Annotated in this window: 15 protein-coding genes; 9 read left to right on the top strand and 6 right to left on the bottom strand. The window is 69.9% G+C overall.

Features of this window, described 5'->3' with window-relative positions:
* Positions 1-2: 2 nt before the first annotated feature.
* From ACIQCY_RS13940 to ACIQCY_RS13930, 3 genes are read right to left on the bottom strand one after another with little or no spacing between them, the layout of a single operon-like run.
* On the bottom strand, positions 3-893 hold the full coding sequence (locus ACIQCY_RS13940) for an ABC transporter permease (protein WP_400484496.1): 891 nt from the start codon (positions 891-893) through the stop codon (positions 3-5).
* Positions 893-1,846, bottom strand: coding sequence for an ABC transporter permease (locus tag ACIQCY_RS13935; RefSeq protein ID WP_400484495.1), 954 nt, complete (start codon positions 1,844-1,846; stop codon positions 893-895). The genes ACIQCY_RS13940 and ACIQCY_RS13935 overlap by 1 nt, the downstream gene beginning before the upstream one ends.
* A 1-nt stretch (position 1,847) precedes the next feature.
* Positions 1,848-3,527 carry an ABC transporter substrate-binding protein gene (locus ACIQCY_RS13930; protein WP_400484494.1) on the bottom strand — a complete coding sequence of 560 codons (1,680 nt, stop codon included), beginning with the start codon at positions 3,525-3,527 and terminating at the stop codon, positions 1,848-1,850.
* Positions 3,528-3,652: 125 nt separating this feature from the next.
* On the opposite strand from ACIQCY_RS13930, the gene ACIQCY_RS13925 reads away from it, so the two are divergent.
* The 4 genes from ACIQCY_RS13925 to ACIQCY_RS13910 all read left to right on the top strand — a co-directional run bounded on the left by ACIQCY_RS13925 (position 3,653) and on the right by ACIQCY_RS13910 (position 6,795).
* On the top strand, positions 3,653-4,375 hold the full coding sequence (locus ACIQCY_RS13925) for a YoaK family protein (protein ID WP_400484493.1): 723 nt from the start codon (positions 3,653-3,655) through the stop codon (positions 4,373-4,375).
* 4 nt (positions 4,376-4,379) lie between these two features.
* On the top strand, positions 4,380-5,780 hold the full coding sequence (locus tag ACIQCY_RS13920; RefSeq protein ID WP_400484492.1) for a lysostaphin resistance A-like protein: 1,401 nt from the start codon (positions 4,380-4,382) through the stop codon (positions 5,778-5,780).
* Positions 5,781-5,928: 148 nt separating this feature from the next.
* A complete protein-coding gene (locus ACIQCY_RS13915; protein WP_400484491.1) occupies positions 5,929-6,393 on the top strand; it encodes a Fur family transcriptional regulator in 465 nt (154 codons plus the stop codon).
* A gap of 168 nt (positions 6,394-6,561) precedes the next feature.
* On the top strand, positions 6,562-6,795 hold the full coding sequence (locus tag ACIQCY_RS13910) for a hypothetical protein (protein WP_400484490.1): 234 nt from the start codon (positions 6,562-6,564) through the stop codon (positions 6,793-6,795).
* Between the two features lie 59 nt (positions 6,796-6,854).
* On the opposite strand, the gene ACIQCY_RS13905 is transcribed toward ACIQCY_RS13910, so the two are convergent.
* Positions 6,855-7,526, bottom strand: a complete 672-nt coding sequence (locus tag ACIQCY_RS13905; protein ID WP_400484489.1) for a pentapeptide repeat-containing protein — start codon at positions 7,524-7,526, stop codon at positions 6,855-6,857.
* A gap of 200 nt (positions 7,527-7,726) precedes the next feature.
* Between ACIQCY_RS13905 and ACIQCY_RS13900 the strand changes: the two genes are divergently transcribed.
* The 4 genes from ACIQCY_RS13900 to ACIQCY_RS13885 all read left to right on the top strand — a co-directional run bounded on the left by ACIQCY_RS13900 (position 7,727) and on the right by ACIQCY_RS13885 (position 12,498).
* The gene (locus ACIQCY_RS13900) at positions 7,727-9,175 is read left to right on the top strand and encodes an APC family permease (protein WP_400484488.1); all 1,449 of its coding nucleotides are present in this window, start codon (positions 7,727-7,729) and stop codon (positions 9,173-9,175) included.
* A gap of 77 nt (positions 9,176-9,252) precedes the next feature.
* Positions 9,253-9,708: a hypothetical protein gene (locus ACIQCY_RS13895; RefSeq protein ID WP_400484487.1), complete on the top strand. Its 456-nt coding sequence runs from the start codon at positions 9,253-9,255 to the stop codon at positions 9,706-9,708.
* Positions 9,709-9,750: 42 nt separating this feature from the next.
* A complete protein-coding gene (gene glsA, locus ACIQCY_RS13890; protein ID WP_400484486.1) occupies positions 9,751-11,565 on the top strand; it encodes a glutaminase A in 1,815 nt (604 codons plus the stop codon).
* Positions 11,566-11,652: 87 nt separating this feature from the next.
* Positions 11,653-12,498, top strand: coding sequence for an NAD-dependent epimerase/dehydratase family protein (locus ACIQCY_RS13885; protein ID WP_400484485.1), 846 nt, complete (start codon positions 11,653-11,655; stop codon positions 12,496-12,498).
* Here ACIQCY_RS13885 and ACIQCY_RS13880 read toward each other — a convergent pair.
* Both ACIQCY_RS13880 and ACIQCY_RS13875 read right to left on the bottom strand, forming a co-directional pair.
* Positions 12,485-13,744, bottom strand: a complete 1,260-nt coding sequence (locus ACIQCY_RS13880; protein WP_400484484.1) for a glycosyltransferase 87 family protein — start codon at positions 13,742-13,744, stop codon at positions 12,485-12,487. The two genes, ACIQCY_RS13885 and ACIQCY_RS13880, sit on opposite strands and share 14 nt — an antisense overlap.
* 89 nt (positions 13,745-13,833) lie before the next feature.
* Positions 13,834-14,580, bottom strand: coding sequence for a TetR/AcrR family transcriptional regulator (locus ACIQCY_RS13875; protein WP_400484483.1), 747 nt, complete (start codon positions 14,578-14,580; stop codon positions 13,834-13,836).
* A 138-nt stretch (positions 14,581-14,718) separates the two neighbouring features.
* Here ACIQCY_RS13875 and ACIQCY_RS13870 point away from each other — a divergent pair, with 138 nt between their 5' ends.
* A complete protein-coding gene (locus ACIQCY_RS13870; protein ID WP_400484482.1) occupies positions 14,719-15,672 on the top strand; it encodes an NAD-dependent epimerase/dehydratase family protein in 954 nt (317 codons plus the stop codon).
* The last annotated feature ends 90 nt before the right edge of the window (positions 15,673-15,762 follow it).

The raw sequence follows: 15,762 nt of genomic DNA, 5'->3' as shown, positions 1-15,762 counted from the left end.
TGTCACTTTCGGGTGGAGTTCGTCGGGTCGAAGGCGTCGCGCAGGGCGTCCCCGAACAGGTTGAAGGCCAAGCAGATCACGGCGATCGCGATGCCCGGGAAGATCGCCGCACTGGGTGCACGGAAGATGTACTGCTGGGCGTCGGAAAGCATGATCCCGAGGCTCGGCGTGGGTGGCTGGATGCCGAGCCCGAGGAAGGACAGCAGTGCCTCGCCGATCACCGCGACGGGCATGATGACCGTGGCCTGGACGATGATGGCCGACGTGGCGTTCGGCAGCACGTGCCGCATCATGATCCACGTCGGCGAGGCGTCCATGGTGCGGGCGCCGAGCACGAAGTCGCTCTCCTTGATGCGCAGCGTCTCGCCGCGCACCACCCGGATCATGGTGGGGATCTGGGCTATGCCGAGCGCGACGGCCGCGTTGCCGAGGCTGGGCCCGCTGATCGCGGCGAGCCCGACGGCGATGATGAGGAAGGGGAAGGCCAGGGTGACGTCCGTGAGGCGGGAGATGACGGCGTCGAACCCCCGCGAGTAGCCGGCCAGCAGGCCGAGCGGTGTCCCGATGACGACGGCGAGGAGCACGGAGAGCACACCGACCTGCAGCGAGGTCTGGATGCCGAACAGCAGGCGGGAGAGGACATCCCGCCCGAGGTCGTCCGTCCCCAGGGGGAAACCCTCGGTGAAGGGCCGCTGGAACGGCGTGTCGAAGTGCACCTCGGTGGGCGGGTAGGGCGCGAGGAGCGGGGCGAGGAGCGCAGCCAGGACGACGGCGACGAGCAGTATGCCTCCGGTGATCCCGAGCGGATTGGAGCGCAGCGAGGACCAGATGCGGCCACGGCCGGAGCCGAGCCCGGCGCCACCCACTCCGGGGGGCAGTGTTTCGACGGCCATCAGTTGGCTCCTCCGACGCGGATCTTGGGATTGACCACCGAGTACAGGATGTCCACGGCGAGGTTGATCAGGATGTAGCTGACGGTGATGATGAGCACCACCGCCTGGATGACGGGGTAGTCGCGGGTGAAGACGGCGTCGAGGGTCAGCTTGCCGAAACCCGGCAGCGCGAAGATGCGCTCGGTGACCACCGCGCCCGAGATGAGTCCGCCGAGCTGGAGGCCCACGATGGTGACGACGACGATGAGCGAGTTTCGCAGTCCGTAGCGCATCAGCACGCGTCCCCGGCCCAGGCCCTTGGCGCGGGCGGTCCGCACGTAGTCGGTGGTCATGGTCTCGATCATCGACGCCCTGGTCTGCCGCATGATGACGGCGGCGAGTCCGGTGCCCAGGATCAGGGCCGGCAGCGTGAGGTAGTAGAGCCCGCGGAGCGGATCCGAGAGGACGTCCACGTACCCCGAGGCGGGGAACCAGCCGAGCGTCACCGCCAGGTAGAGGATGGCGAGGATGCCGAGCCAGAAGTTGGGGACGGAGAGTCCGATGAGGGCGAACGCGTTCGCGACCCACTCGGGCCAGCGTCCACGGAACCGCTCCGCGATGACCCCGAAGAGGATCCCGACGACGATGGCCACGACGATCGCGTAGGCGGAGAGCCAGAGCGTGACCGGCAGCGTGGTGGCGATCAGCTCGGTCACCGGGGTGCCCGTGCGGGTGGACTCGCCGAAGTCGCCCCGGAACATGTTGCGGACGAAGGCGAAGTACTGCGCCACGAGTGGCTGGTCGAGGCCCAGCTCCGCGCGCACCGCGGCGAGCTGTTCCGGCGTCGCCTCCTCCCCCGCCATCGCGAGCGCGGGATCGCCCGGGAGCTGGCGCACACCGATGAACACGACGATCGAGGCGAGGACCAGGGTGACGGCCGACTGCCAGAGCCGGGTGAAGAGGTAGCGGCCCATGTCAGTTCTCCGTCTCGATGAATGCGGCGTTGCTGAGGTGGACGACGCCGTCGGCGAACGTCTCCACGCCCGCGATGTCGGTGCTGTAGGCGGTGAGGTTGCGCTGCCGGTACAGGTAGATCAGGGGGTTGTCCTGCTGGACCAGTTCCACGGCCTGCCCGTAGATGGCCGCACGCTCCCCGACGTCGTTGATCTGTGCCGCGCTGGTGAGCAGCCGGTCCACCTCGGGGTTCCCGTAGCCGGAGTAGTTGTTGCCGCCGCCCGTCGACAGGAAGTTGAACATGTTGCCGTGCGGGTCGATGCGCCCGGACCAGCCGAGCTGCAGCGCCTCGAAGTCACCGCGTGACTGCACGTCGAGGAGGGTGGAGTACTCCACCGGCACCACGGTGAGGTCGAACCCGCCGTCGGCGACCGCAGCCTGCAGCGCCTGGCCGTAGCGCAGCGTGTCCGGGGTGTTGGTGACCTGCATCCGGATGGGGTAGGGCGTCTCGACTCCCGCATCCTGGAGCATCTTCTTCGCACCCTCGGGATCGAAGGGTGGGCAGGCCTCGCTCAGTTCGGAGGCGTAGGGGCTGGCCGGTGAGATGGGTGAGCACGCCGGCTCGAACCAGCTGTTGAAGACGGTGTTCACGAGGGCCTCGCGGTCGATCGACATGGACAGCGCCATGCGGATCGCCTTCTCCTGCGCGATCGGGGTGTCGATGGTGCCCGGTGGTTCCCCGACGCCGTCGGTGTTGCCGACGTTCACCGTGAGTCCCTGGTAGCCCAGCGAGCCGACCTGCAGGACACCCACGCCGTCCTCCTTGAGCAGGGCGTCGACGTCCTGCGGGGAGATGGTGTCCGCCACCTGGACGTCCCCGGAGCGGAGGTTCGCGGCACGGATGTTCGCGTCGGTGATGATGCGGTAGGTGATGGTGTCCAGGTGGACGCTGTCCGCGTCGTAGAAGAGCGGATCACGCTCGACGGTGATCGACGTCTGCGGTACGCGGTCGACGAACTTGAAGGGCCCGACGCAGACGGGGCTGTTGCCGAACTCCGCCCCCTTCTCCTCGATGGCCCTGGGTGAGAGCATCATCCCTGCACGGTCCGCGAGCGCAGCGGCGAGCGGCGCGAAGGGCTTCTCGTAGCTGATCTGGACGCGGTCCGGACTGACGGCGCGGATGTCGGCGATCGGTCCGAGCTCACTCTTGCGCGTGGATCCCTCGAGCGTGAGGTGGCGCTCGAGGGTCGCCCGGACGGCATCGGCGTCGAACGGCACGCCGTCCGCGAAGACGGCGTCGGTGCGCACGGGGATGGTGACGGTCAGGCCGTCCTCGGAGATCTCCGGCAGGGCCGTGGCCAGTTGCGGGACGAGCTCGCCCTCGGCGTCGATGTCGTAGAGCTTCTGGCACATGGTCTGCATGACGTAGCGCGTATAGAGGGACGACGACGTCGTGGGGTCGAGGCGGTCCGGCTCGGCCGAGAGTGCCATGACGAGGTCGCCTCCCTCGCGGATCGTCGCCTCCCCGATGGGCACGCCCGTGCTGTCCTCCCGGACGGGTGTGGCCGGCAACGGCTGGATCGGCTGGCAGGCGGTCAGGGCCGTCACGGCGACGGCGGCTGCGGCCAGCAACCCGGCGGCCCTGCCGGGCCGTGTGCGGCGTAAGGGATGTCGGGACAGGGGCTGCGTGGGGTGCTGCATGGGGTTCCTCACGAAGGGACGGGATGGAACTGCGTTCGGCACAGCGTTTGGATTGAATACAATCGCCAGTACGACGATAAGCTTCGTATACATTCGTTTCAAGGTTGTTACCGGAGGAAAACATCGTGAAGAAGAACCGGGTGGCGACGGACCGCCTCCATCTGTGGCTCATGCTGGTCCTGACGTTCTCCACGGGCGTGATCGACGCCGTCGGCTACCTCGGCCTCGACCGCGTCTTCACGGGCAACATGACCGGCAACGTCGTCCTCCTCGGCATGGCCTTCGCCGGCGGCGCCGACCTGCCGATCCTCCGCCCCGCGCTCGCCCTCGTCTTCTTCATGGTGGGCGCCGCCCTCGCGGGGCGCGTACTGCGCAAGGGACCGGAGGGGTGGTCGGGCCGGACCTCGAGCGCCCTCCTCACGGTGACGGCGGGCCTGACCGCGCTCGCGGTCTATGTCGCGCTGGTCGACGTGCACGCCGAGGAGGTGCTGGGCAGCATCACGACGTCGGTGCTCGCCGCCATGATGGGCATCCAGGCCGCGACGGCGAAGCGGCTCAAGGTCGCCGAGATCACCACCGTGGTGGTCACCTCCACGATCACGGGCCTCGCCTCGGACTCCCGGCTGGCCGGCGGGAAGAGCCCCTTCTGGGCTCGCCGCTCCGCCGCGATCGCGCTCATCATGGCCGGCGCCGTCGTGGGTGCCCTGACCCTGAAGGTGGACCTGTGGCTCGGCGTCGCCGTGTCCGCGCTGCTCTCCGCCGTCGTCACCCTCCTCGGGCACCTCCGCCACCGGCGGGACAGCCAGGAACACACCGCAGGGAACACCAAGGAATCCGCACTACGGTAGAAGCATGGAACTGGTCGACCGGCAGTACGCATTCCACCGCCTCTCCCGCTCGTGGCCCCAGCACCGCTGGTGGAAACCGCTCCTCACGGCGCTGCTCGGCCTCGCCTTCTACCTGGTCTTCACGATCGCCCTCCTGGTGGTCGGGGCGATCGTGGCGCTCGCCACCTCGGCGGACATCGAGCACTACATGGATGCCGCCGCGTCCATCGACCTCAGCGACCCGGTGATCTTCGCCTTCACCCTGGTCTCGCTGATCCTCATGATCCCGGCCCTCGTGCTCGCCGCACTCATCACGGGACCGCGGCCCGTCGGCCTGTTCTCCTCGGTGGCCGGCCACATCCGCTGGCGGTGGCTGGCGGTCTGCACGGCGGCCGCCCTGGCCGTGTTCCTCGTGAGCCTCGCCGTCTCCACGCTGATCGGCTTCTTCTTCCCGGAGGAAGCCACCACAGCACCCGTGCAGCAGGACACTTCCACCCTCCTGATCCTGCTCACCCTGTCCCTCCTCGCGGTCCCGTTCCAGGCCGCCGCGGAGGAGTACGTGTTCCGGGGCTTCCTGATGCAGGCCATCGGGAGCTGGCTGCGGCATCCCGCCTTCGCGATCCTGCTGCCCGTCCCGCTCTTCGTGCTCGGCCACACCTACGACCCCCTCGGCCAGACCGACGTCGCCATCTTCGCGATCTTCGCCGGCTGGATCACCTGGCGGACCGGCGGGCTGGAAGCGGCGATCGCAGTGCACGCGATCAACAACATGACCATCTTCGTGCTCGGAGCCTTCGGCCTCGTGGACGTGAACTCCAGTGAGGGCTCGGTGGGCGGGCTCATCGTCTCCGCGACGACCATGGCGGTGACCGCCGTGGTCATCGTCCGGCTCGCGGACCGGCGCGGTATCGAGCGGACGCGCGCCGTCACGCCGCAGCCGGCTCGGCCGCCGATGCTCCAGCCCGCGTACCCCCTCGCACCGGCATCCCCTGCACCGTACGCCGCCGGCCCGGACGGCCGGGTGCCGGTCGGTGCCCGGGTTCTTCCGGCGCACGATCCCTGGGGGCCGGCACCGGTACCGGCGTGGCCCGCGGCTCCGCCCGCCTACGACGCGTCGCAGTACGACTCCTCCCGCTACCATGCTCCGCCCGCTTCCGGACCATCCCGTCCCGAGAGCGGGCAGCCGGCGGGCTCCCTGCCGTCGTCGTCGCACGCCCGCCCTGCACCGCCGGCCGCCTCCGTGCCGCCGGTCACGCCGGCACCCCCTGCTCCTGCGGCACCTGCCACTGCCGCCCGGGACCACACTGCGGACAGGCATCCTGCCGGTCCCGGCCACCCTTCGGGACCGGGCTACCCGACGGGCCCCTCCCACCCCGCGGGACCGGGCTACCCCGGCGTCCGCGAGACCGCCGAGGACCCGGCGTGACGTCCTAGGCGTCGGGTCGAAGGCCGGCTGGAGCAGGACGGCCAGCCGCAGGGAAGGGGGGGCTTCCGCCCCGCAGGAGCCCGGCGACGTGACCGAGCTAACGGCTCGCCAGTTTTGTATCGATCAAAACAACACCTAGGCTGGTGGCATGGCGATTTCCACTGATCCGCACTCCCGGGTGGAGACGCTCCGCGAGTCGATCCGGATGTCCGGCCTGAAGGTCACCGCGCCACGCCTCGCGGTCCTGCAGGCGCTGAAGGACAACCCCCATTCCAGCGTGGAGCAGGTGACGGCTGCGGTGCGGACCGCTCTGAGCGGCTCGTCCACCCAGGCCGTGTACGGCATTCTCGCTGCCTTCACCGGCGCGGGGCTCGTCCGCCGTTTCGATCCTCCGGGATCGCCCGCACTCTTCGAGTGCAGGGTGGGCGACAACCACCACCACCTCGTCTGCATCCGGTGCAGTGCCATCAGGGATGTCGACTGCGTCATCGGGGAGGCTCCCTGCCTCACACCATCCGATGCGTCCGGCTTCGCCGTCCTCACGGCCGAAGTCACGTTCAACGGCCTCTGCCAGGAGTGCCAGGACACACCGCCGGAGGAAAGTCCCGCCTAGCCCCTGGCAGGCGGCCTGGCCTACCGGACCGGGCTCTCAGCTCCGCCGCGCCCGGGAACAGGCGCGGCAGCGGGCACATGCCCGAACCTCTTCACCAGCGGGCGCGGCAGCCGATGCATGCTCGCGCCTGCCTCCACCATGCCCAACGCACCCATAGAAGGAACCACCATGACACTGCTCGATCGCACCACCCGCCGTTCAGCGAAGACCACCGCCGCCCGCGCCATCTCACCGGCACCCCTCGGGGGCCGCTACGTGACGGGCCGCCCGCTCCAGCCGGGCACTGAGGGAACCTATGTCACCCAGGGTGCGTTCGCGCGCCCGACCAGCCGCGGGACCTACGTCACGACGTCGACCCCGTTCCGGGCCGCGCCCGGAGGCCGGTACACCTTCTCGGCGTGATCCGTCGCCCACCGGAATGATCCGGGCCACCGCGGTCCGCGCCGCGGACGGGCACGTGCTCAGCCCTCGATCCGCAGGCCCATGCTCTCCGCGAGGAACGGTGCCAGGAGCTGCAACTGGTATTCGTCGATGGTGGCGCCGCGCAGGCCGTCGAGGCCGTGGATGCCCCGGAAACTGCTGGTGCGCAGGTCGACGTCCTTCAGCTGGGCGCCGTCCAGGGTGAGGGTGCCGATGGTGCAGTCCTGCAGGGCGAGCCGGGTTGCCCGCGCACCGGTCAGGTCGAGTTCGCCGATGATGCAGCCGCTCACGAGGACATCGGTCAGTCGGGAGCTGCGGAGGTTCACGTAGTCGAGCTTGCCGCCGTCGAGATGCACGGCGTCGAACGTGCTGTCGTAGAGCTCCGCCGATCCCCACCGCGTTCCCTGCAGGGACGTCTCCCGCCAGCTGCTGCGCGGCGCCCGGAAGACCGGCGCGAAGAGCTCCCTGAACGTGCACTCGAGGAAGCGGGCGCCCCGCAGCTCGGTGTCGCTGAGGGAGACTCCCTCGAGCAGGCATTCCTGCAGCGTGATGCCCGCGAGTTCCTCCCCGTCCAGCGCCACCCGTTCGTAGTGCTCACCCTCGCGGTGGTCGCCGTCGAGCAGGCGTGGTTCCGCCACGGGTGTCACGCCCCTCGACGCCTGCAGCGACAGGCGTGGGGCGTTGGTCGTGCTGCGCGTGGACCGCGGTGGCATCGCTACATCCGATCGTCGTCCGTGCCGCACTCGTTACGGTCACATCCTCATCCAATCACCCGCCGCCGCCACAACGGTTCCCGCAGCGGCACCGATCCCCTACAGTGGATCACCCCGAGCACAACGCCGGACGCCAGGGCCCGCCGACAGCATGGCCCCCGGCACACCCCGGGGGCCGGTGACACGAGGATGGAGCGGCCATGACACCCGACAGCACAGCAGGCGCGACGAGCGGGCAGGATGCCTCGCTCCTGAAGGTCCTGGGGAACTGGGACGCACTGGCCCTGGGCTTCGGGGCGATGATCGGCTTCGGCTGGGTCGTCCTCACCGGGGGGTGGATCTCCTCGGCGGGCACGGGCGGAGCAGTGCTCGCGATGGTGGCGGGAGGCGTCATCATGGGCGTGGTGGGCCTGACGTACGCCGAACTCACCGCCGCCATGCCGAAGGCCGGAGGTGAGCACAACTTCCTCCTCAGGGGGATGGGTCCGCGCTGGTCCTTCGTGGGTTCGTGGGCCATCACCGGCGGTTATGTCACCATCGTCGCCTTCGAGGCCGTGGCCCTCCCCCGGACCGCCGAGTACATCTTCCCTGACCTGAGCCGCATCCCCCTCTGGACGGTGGCCGGCGACGAGGTCCACCTGACGTGGGCCCTCGTGGGCGCCGTCGCCGCCGTGGTCATCACCCTGGTCAACATCCGCGGCGTGAAGATCGCGGGCGCGGCGCAGACCTTCGTCGTCGTGTTCCTCCTCGTCATCGGGCTGGTCCTGGTCTTCGGCAGCTTCACCGGCGGGTCGGCGACGAACATGCAGCCCTTCTTCACCGGCGGATCCGCGGGGTTCTTCGCCGTCCTGGTGGTCGTGCCCTTCCTGTTCGTGGGCTTCGACGTCATCCCGCAGTCCGCCGAGGAGGTCGACATCCCTGCCCGTCAGATCGGTCGGCTCGTGGTCGTCGCCGTCATCCTTGCGACCATCTGGTACGTGATGACCATCCTGACGACGTCGTCGGCGATGCCGGCTGGAGAGCTGGCCACCGCGGACATCGCGACGGCGGACGCGATGGGCGCGATGTTCGGCTCGGACATCATGGCGAAGGTGCTGATCGCAGGCGGCATCGCGGGTATCCTCACCTCCTGGAACTCGCTGCTGCTGGGCGCGTCACGCCTCATGTACTCGATGTCGCGCTCCGGCATGCTCCCCCGGTGGTTCGGCGTGCTCCATCCGCGCTACCGGACGCCGGTCAACGCCCTCGTCTTCATCGGTGCGCTGTCCTTCGCGGCGCCCTTCTTCGGCACGCAGATGCTCGGCTGGCTCGTCGATTCCGGTGCGCCCAGCATCGTCCTCGCCTACATCCTCGTGGCGCTGGTCTTCGTGATCCTGCGCCGGAAGGAACCCGCGATGGATCGGCCGCTGCGGATCGGTGGAGCCGGCAATGGCGGCACCGTGATCGGCTGGATCGCCGTGGTCCTCTGCGTGGGGCTGCTCAGCCTGTACCTGCCGGGCATGCCGGCAGCGCTCACCCCACCGCCGTGGATCCTGTTCGGCCTGTGGTGGGTCCTCGGTCTCGTCTTCCTGCTCCGGATCCCGCGGGGAATCGCGCCGGGACACGACGCCGAGGAACGACTCCTCGAGCGCCTCGGCGACCGCAACTGAGCTCACCGGGACCGTTCACCGCAGCCGGGCACCGTGCTTTACTGGGGGCATTCGTCAGTCCAGGGGGAGGAATACCGATGAGCGATCGCATGCAGGAGACCAACGACCCGCGCTACGACGGCATCTACCAGCGCGGCGGCGCAGCCGGGATGGCAGACCGTGTCACGTCTCCTGCGCCGCTCGCGCCGACCCTGCTGCACGCCGCGGAGCGCCCAGCCGACCCGTCGCTGATTCGCGAGGTGGGACCGGAAGCGGCCGGGACGCCGATTGCCGACTCCCGCCGCAACCCCTTCGACGTATGGATCTGGGTGGTGGCGGCGGTCCTCACGACCCTCGGGGTCTACCTCATCTCGGCACCCATGGTGTACGAGCGGCAGTACGCGGAGAGCCTCGGCCAGATGACCTCGCAGTACTCGATGCCGTGGTTCAACTACACGTCGATGGCCGCGCCGCCCCTGATCCTTCTCGGCGTCGCGACCGCCGTCGTCCAGCTCTTCGTGCTCTCCATCAGGCATACACTGCGTAGCCGCTGACCCCGGCCGGGTCAGGCTGCCCGGCCCCGTAGGGTGGACTGCATGGAATCGCCGATCGAAAGCTACCTGAGGACCATCCACCGGGAGATCTCCGATCTGCGGGACGGCAAGCCGTACAGCACCATCCCCGCGATGGCGAACGTGGATCCGGACAACTTCGGGATCTGCCTGACCACGGTGGACGGCTACATGTACGAGGTGGGTGACACGCGCGAGGAATTCACCATCCAGTCCATCTCGAAGCCGTTCACCTACGGGCTGGCCCTCGCCGACCTCGGGATGGAAGCCGTGGACGCGAAGGTGGATGTGGAACCCTCGGGCGACTCCTTCAACGAGATCTCGCTGGCGCCCGGAAGCGGCCGCCCCTCCAACGCCATGATCAACGCCGGCGCCCTCACGGCGACGTCGCTCGTGCAGTCCCGCGGCGGCAACAAGCGCTTCAAGCGCATCCTCCGGACGTACTCGGAATTCGCGGGCCGCCAGCTGGGCGTGAACGAGGAGATCTTCCGGTCCGAGCTCGAACACGGCCACCGGAACCGCGCCCTGGCCTACCTCCTGCGCTCGTTCGACATCATCGAGGACGATCCGACGCCGGTCATCGAGGACTACTTCCGCCAGTGCTCCGTGATGGTCAACTGCATGGACCTCTCCGTCATGGCCGCGACCCTGGCCAACTCCGGGCGGAACCCGCTCACCGGCGTCGAAGCCATGGACCTGCTGGCCGTCGAGCGGGTCCTGTCCGTGATGACCACGTGCGGCATGTACGACGACGCCGGTTCGTGGATCAGCACGGTCGGCATGCCGGCCAAGAGCGGCGTGGGCGGCGGGACCATCGCCGTGCTGCCCGGACAGGTGGGTCTGGCTGTCTACTCCCCACCGCTCGACGAACACGGCAGCAGCGTGCGCGGCATGGCGACGAGCCAGCGCCTGTCCCGCGACATGGAACTCCACTTCGTGCGGGCGGCGCGGGCCGGCCGTTCGGCCATCCGGGCCACCTACGACATCACGGCCTCGCCCTCGGGCATCCGGCGGGCCGACGAGGCCATGGATGTCCTGCGGGAGCACGGCCACCGTGCCATGGTCATCGAGCTCAACGGCGACCTCCTCTTCGCGGGCACGGAATCCATGGTGCGCGAGCTCAGCAGCCTGGACGACGACGTCGACTTCGTGATCCTCGACCTGCGCCGCGTGGACGAGGTCGCGGACGTCTCCCTCAGGCTGCTCGGACAGGTCCGGGAGAACCTCGCGAAGGTGGACCGCGAACTGGTCCTGATCGACGCCGAGGGCACGCTCGCGGAGACGTTCAAGGACGTGGACAGGGCGGTGCCGACCTTCGACACCCGGACCGCCGCCGTCGAGTGGTGCGAGAACGAGCTCATCACGCGGTACGGCGGGGACCTCGTCCTGCCGTCCGAGGTCGAGGTGTCCCAGTGCCCGGCGCTGAGCCCGCTCAGCGAGGAGGACGTCGAAGCGCTGACCCGCTGGATGGAGGACCGCACCTACGAGCGGGGGCACGTCGTGCGGCGCGTCGGGCAGACCTTCGGCGGCGTGTTCTTCATCCTCTCCGGCAAGATCGTGACCTCCGTACCCGGCCCCTCCGGCCAGCGCCTCAAACTGACCACGCTGAGCGCCGGCATGACCTTCGGTGAACTGGCCCTCGGCAGCGACGACCGCCAGGAGACCACGGTGAAGGCGCTCGAGGACGTGCATGTGAAGGTCCTCACGGCCCAGGCCATCCGGGACATCGAGGAGGAGGACCCGCGGCTCGCCGTCGCGCTCTGGAAGGCGCTGACGCGCGATGCCTACACACGGGTGGACCTGTACCTGAGGGAGACCGCGGTGCGTATCCGCGACTAGGACGACGGCGGTGCCGGCGTCCTCGCCCGCCCTAGACTGGCGACATGCGCGGCCGCCGCGAGGGCGGCCGTCAGGAAGGATGTCGGGATGACGGTGCTGATCGCGGGTTGCGGAGACCTCGGGACCGAGGTGGGGCTGCGGCTGGCCGCCCGGGGAGAGCGCGTCGTCGGCCTGCGACGCTCGGCCGAGCGGATCCCCGCAGGGATCGAGGGAGTCGCCGCGGACCTGACACAACCCCTGCCCCCGCTCCCGCCGGACACCGACGTCGTGGTCATCGCGACCGCCGCCGGGGACCGGAGCGAGGCCGCGTACCGCAGCGCGTACGTGGAGTCGACGCGGAACGTGCTGGATGCGCTCGAGCGCGACGGACTGCATCCCCGGCGCATCCTGTTCGTGTCCTCCACCGCGGTGTACGGGGACTTCGACGGCGGCCTGGTCACCGAGGAGTCGCCGGCGGAGAGTGCCGCACCCACGGCGCGCCTGATCCGGGAGGCCGAACAGGTGCTCCTCGGGCGTTCGGACCGCGGGACGGTGCTCCGGCTCTCGGGCATCTACGGTCCCGGCCGGACGCGCCTGATCGACCAGGTGAAGGGCGGGACGGCCGTCCTGCCGGCGGAACCGCAGTGGACCAACCGCATCCACCGCGACGACGCCGCAGCCGCGATCGTGCACCTGGTCATGGACGTCGACTCCCCCGCGCCGGTCTACCTCGGCAGCGACGAACTACCGGTGGACCTCGGCGAGGTACTGCTGTTCCTGGCCGGCGAACTCGGCCTGCCGCACCCGCCGCGTGGCGAGGCCACGTCGAACCGGGGTGGTGCGCGCCGCGTGGACAGCTCCCTGCTGCGCTCCAGCGGCTTCTCCTTCACCTACCCGACGTACCGCGAAGGCTACCGGGCGGTCCTCGCCGGGCACGGCGTCAGGCACCCGTAGGCGAACCGGCACCCTCGGCGACGCGTGCGCGGGCGGTGAGCCGACCGAGCCGTACGAGCGACCAGACGAAGATGCTCACCACCAGCAGGTTGCGGAGCGTGAGCAGGACGGCCACCGCCGGGTTGAGCTCGTAGCGCAGGGCGTCGTAGAACACCGGGTACACGAGGGTGGTCAGGCCTGCGGTGGCCAGCATCGCGATCGCGGGGTATCGCCATTCGTCCGCGTGGTCGAGCACCAGCCCTGCGGCGATCACGGCCGCGATCCACAGCATGAACTGCGGGGATCCCACCTTGTTGAACACCACCAGGGTGCTCACGAGCGCGAGCGACCCCGTTGCGAGGAGGGCCCCGGGCTGCGCGCCGCGGTGCAGGGCGATGGCCAGGAACGCGGCGACCAGGACCACGGTCAGGGCCAGCAGCGGCGTCATCAGGTCACCGACGACGCCGCTCAGGGCGCCCCGTACCTCCATGGTGTTGATGACCTCGTCCTCGAAGAAGTACGCGCCCGAGGTCCCCGTGATCGCCTGCCACACCCCGGGCGTGCTGAGCGGCGCCTCGAGTTGCATGCCACGGGCTCCCTGGGCGCTCAGGAACCCGGTGAGGTTCCGGATGTCGCCGAACACCGCGACCACGGCGGCGATCCCCGCGGTGAGCGCCAGCCCTGCGCCGAGGATGCGGAGCCGCGCGTGCCGGACGACGACGAGGGATGCGAGGACGACGGCGGCCGGCCACACCTTCATCCAGGTCGCCGCGCTGAGCACGAGTGCTGCGACGAAGGGGCGTGACGCGACGATGAGCAGCGCCGCGACGACCAGCGGCGCCGTCAGGCCGTCGATCCTGCCCACGGCGACCGGGCCGAGGAGCGCCGTGGCGGTGAGCCACCAGTAGGCGGCCGTGAACGACGGCGGCGTCCCCCGGCGGATCAGTGCTGCGGTCCCCACGGCGTTGAGTCCGGCGAAGAGGAGGAACCAGGCGAGCTGGTAGAGGTAGGGGCCGAACACGGTGGCGACCACCATGGGCGCGAGGGCCCCCACGGGGTAGACCCACGCCGTGTCGATGCCCTCCCAGACGCCGTCGCCCAGTGCCTGGTACGCCCACTCCCGGTAGAAGCGGACGTCGCTGAGCACTCCTCCGCCGATGATGAAGGGCAGCAGCCGCGCGAGGAAGCCGACATGGATCAGGGTGAAGAACAGCCAGACCGAGCGGGCGCTGTTGCGGGTCTCCGGTCGGGGCAGGCGGATGCGCACGAAGGGCTCCTGGTCGGCGGGGTGGCGGCAGCCGCAAGTCTCTCATTCAGGGCACGGCCCGCGCTAATTGCTGGCTCCCGGCGCGCAGCTCACACTCGGCCCGGGTCCAGGCCCAACTGCCGGGCGAGACGGCGCACGGTGTAGCGGAACAGGGCGTCGAGGTCGGCGAAGCTGCCGGCCCCGTACTGCCCGAAGACCTCGAACGAGACGGCGCCGAACAGGGCGGACCAGGCCTGCACGGTCGCCGCGAGGACACCGTCCGGTGCAGCCAGGGACAGCTCCTCGCGGATGGCCCGGTAGTCGCCCGCGAGTTCGGCCGGCGCCATCTCGTTCCCGCCGCCCCGGTTCCCGCCGCCCCTGCTCCCGGCGTCCGGGCCACCGTCGTCCAGCTCGCCTGAACGCCAGGCGTCGTCCATGATGCGGGCGAGCAGCGTGACGACGCGCGTGCCCTGCGCCGTGGTCCGCTCGGCGGGAGCCGCGTAGCCCGGTACGGGGCTGCCGTAGAGCAGTGCGTACCGCGAGGGCTCCCGCACGGCCCACGACCGAACCGCCAGGGCGAGTGCCGTGAAGCGGTCGGCGGCGGCGGGCCCTGCTGCCGCGACGGCGGCGTCCACCTCGTCCCCGAGCTCTGTGTAGGCGTCGACGACGAGGAGTGTCAGCAGCTCGTCGCGATTGGCGACGTAGCGGTAGACCGCCGAGGAGACGACGCCGAGCTCGCGGGCCACGGCGCGGAGGGAGAGGGCGGCGGCGCCCACCTCCGTCAGCTGGAGGCGCCCGATGCGGGTGATGTCGTCGAGTGTCTGCTCGCGCGCGCGTTCCCGTGGTGTTCCTGGCATGGAGCCACTCTGGCATTCAAGAGAGAGCAGCGTCAACTAATGAGAGCAGTGCTCTTGACATTGACGATCCGCGGGGTCACGCTTGCTGGTGAGAGCACTGCTCTCGCTTTTATCCGATCTTCCACGAGAGGCATCCTCATGACCCTGTACGTCGTCACCGGAGCAGGACCCGTCGGCTGGACCGTCGCCGGGCAGCTCGCCGAGCGCGGGGACTCCGTGCGCATCCTCACCCGGTCCGGAAGCGGCCCGGACCATCCCCTCATCGAGAAGCGGCGAGTCGATGCCTCGGATGCGGCGGCGCTCACGGCTGCCGTGGCCGGATCGGAAGCCGTGTTCCACTGCATCCACGGAAGTGCCTACACCGCGGCGGCGTGGCAGCGCGAACTACCGGCGGCCGAGGCCGCGGTGCTCGACGCCGCGGGCCGGCACGGCGCCGTCGTCGTCTTCCCGGAGAGCCTGTACTCCTACAGCCGTCCGGAGCAGGTGATGGCAGAGGACAGCGAGCGCGCAGCCGACGGCGGAAAGCGCGGCGTCCGCACCGCACTGCTCGCCGCGCGGGCCGCCTCCGCCACCGACACCGTCTCCGTGGTCGCCGCGGACTTCTTCGGCCCCCGGGTGCGCCTGTCCCATGCCGGAGAGCGCATGGTGCCGGCTGTCCTGCGCGGACGGCGGATCCAGGTGATCGGAGGCCCCGATGTGCCCCACTCGTTCACCTACGTGCCGGACCTCGCGGCCGCCATGATCGCGGCCGTCGCCCTGGCACGGAAACGGGACCGGGTGCTGCATGCCCCGACGTTGCCCGCCCTCACGCAGCGCAGGCTCGCGGAGGCATTCGCGGAGGAGGCCGGTGTCGCCGCCCCGCGGCTCACCGGGACCCCTGGCCGCCTGGTCCGCGCGCTCGGCGTTGTTCTGCCCTCGATGCGCGAGATCGGCGAGATGTCCTACCAGTTCGAGCGGCCGTTCGTCATGGACTCCGCGGCGTCGGAGGAGGTGCTCGCGCTGGCGCCCACCCCGCTCGCGGACGCCGTCGCCGAGACCCTGCGCTGGTGGCGCGGGGAGCTCGGCGCACCGGCCTCGCCCGCCTCCGCCTAGGTGTACTGAGACAGGACGTTGGTTGCAGGGTGAAAGGGTGAAGACCTCTTAGGTTGGTGGTTACCACACACGCCAACGACTAAGAGGTCT

The sequence above is a fragment of the Arthrobacter sp. NPDC092385 genome, from assembly GCF_044755105.1.
Lineage (GTDB): Bacteria > Actinomycetota > Actinomycetes > Actinomycetales > Micrococcaceae > Arthrobacter_D.
This window is presented reverse-complemented; position numbering and strand designations above follow the sequence as displayed.

Bases quoted from the DNA above. Each gene is read 5' to 3' on its own strand.
- ACIQCY_RS13930 (WP_400484494.1), bottom strand. From the start codon at position 3,527: ATGCAGCACCCCACGCAGCCCCTGTCCCGACATCCCTTACGCCGCACA.
- ACIQCY_RS13940 (WP_400484496.1), bottom strand. From the start codon at position 893: ATGGCCGTCGAAACACTGCCCCCCGGAGTGGGTGGCGCCGGGCTCGGC.
- ACIQCY_RS13915 (WP_400484491.1), top strand. From the start codon at position 5,929: ATGGCGATTTCCACTGATCCGCACTCCCGGGTGGAGACGCTCCGCGAG.
- ACIQCY_RS13875 (WP_400484483.1), bottom strand. From the start codon at position 14,580: ATGCCAGGAACACCACGGGAACGCGCGCGCGAGCAGACACTCGACGAC.
- ACIQCY_RS13905 (WP_400484489.1), bottom strand. From the start codon at position 7,526: ATGCCACCGCGGTCCACGCGCAGCACGACCAACGCCCCACGCCTGTCG.
- glsA (WP_400484486.1), top strand. From the start codon at position 9,751: ATGGAATCGCCGATCGAAAGCTACCTGAGGACCATCCACCGGGAGATC.
- ACIQCY_RS13900 (WP_400484488.1), top strand. From the start codon at position 7,727: ATGACACCCGACAGCACAGCAGGCGCGACGAGCGGGCAGGATGCCTCG.
- ACIQCY_RS13910 (WP_400484490.1), top strand. From the start codon at position 6,562: ATGACACTGCTCGATCGCACCACCCGCCGTTCAGCGAAGACCACCGCC.
- ACIQCY_RS13885 (WP_400484485.1), top strand. From the start codon at position 11,653: ATGACGGTGCTGATCGCGGGTTGCGGAGACCTCGGGACCGAGGTGGGG.
- ACIQCY_RS13895 (WP_400484487.1), top strand. From the start codon at position 9,253: ATGAGCGATCGCATGCAGGAGACCAACGACCCGCGCTACGACGGCATC.
- ACIQCY_RS13870 (WP_400484482.1), top strand. From the start codon at position 14,719: ATGACCCTGTACGTCGTCACCGGAGCAGGACCCGTCGGCTGGACCGTC.
- ACIQCY_RS13920 (WP_400484492.1), top strand. From the start codon at position 4,380: ATGGAACTGGTCGACCGGCAGTACGCATTCCACCGCCTCTCCCGCTCG.
- ACIQCY_RS13935 (WP_400484495.1), bottom strand. From the start codon at position 1,846: ATGGGCCGCTACCTCTTCACCCGGCTCTGGCAGTCGGCCGTCACCCTG.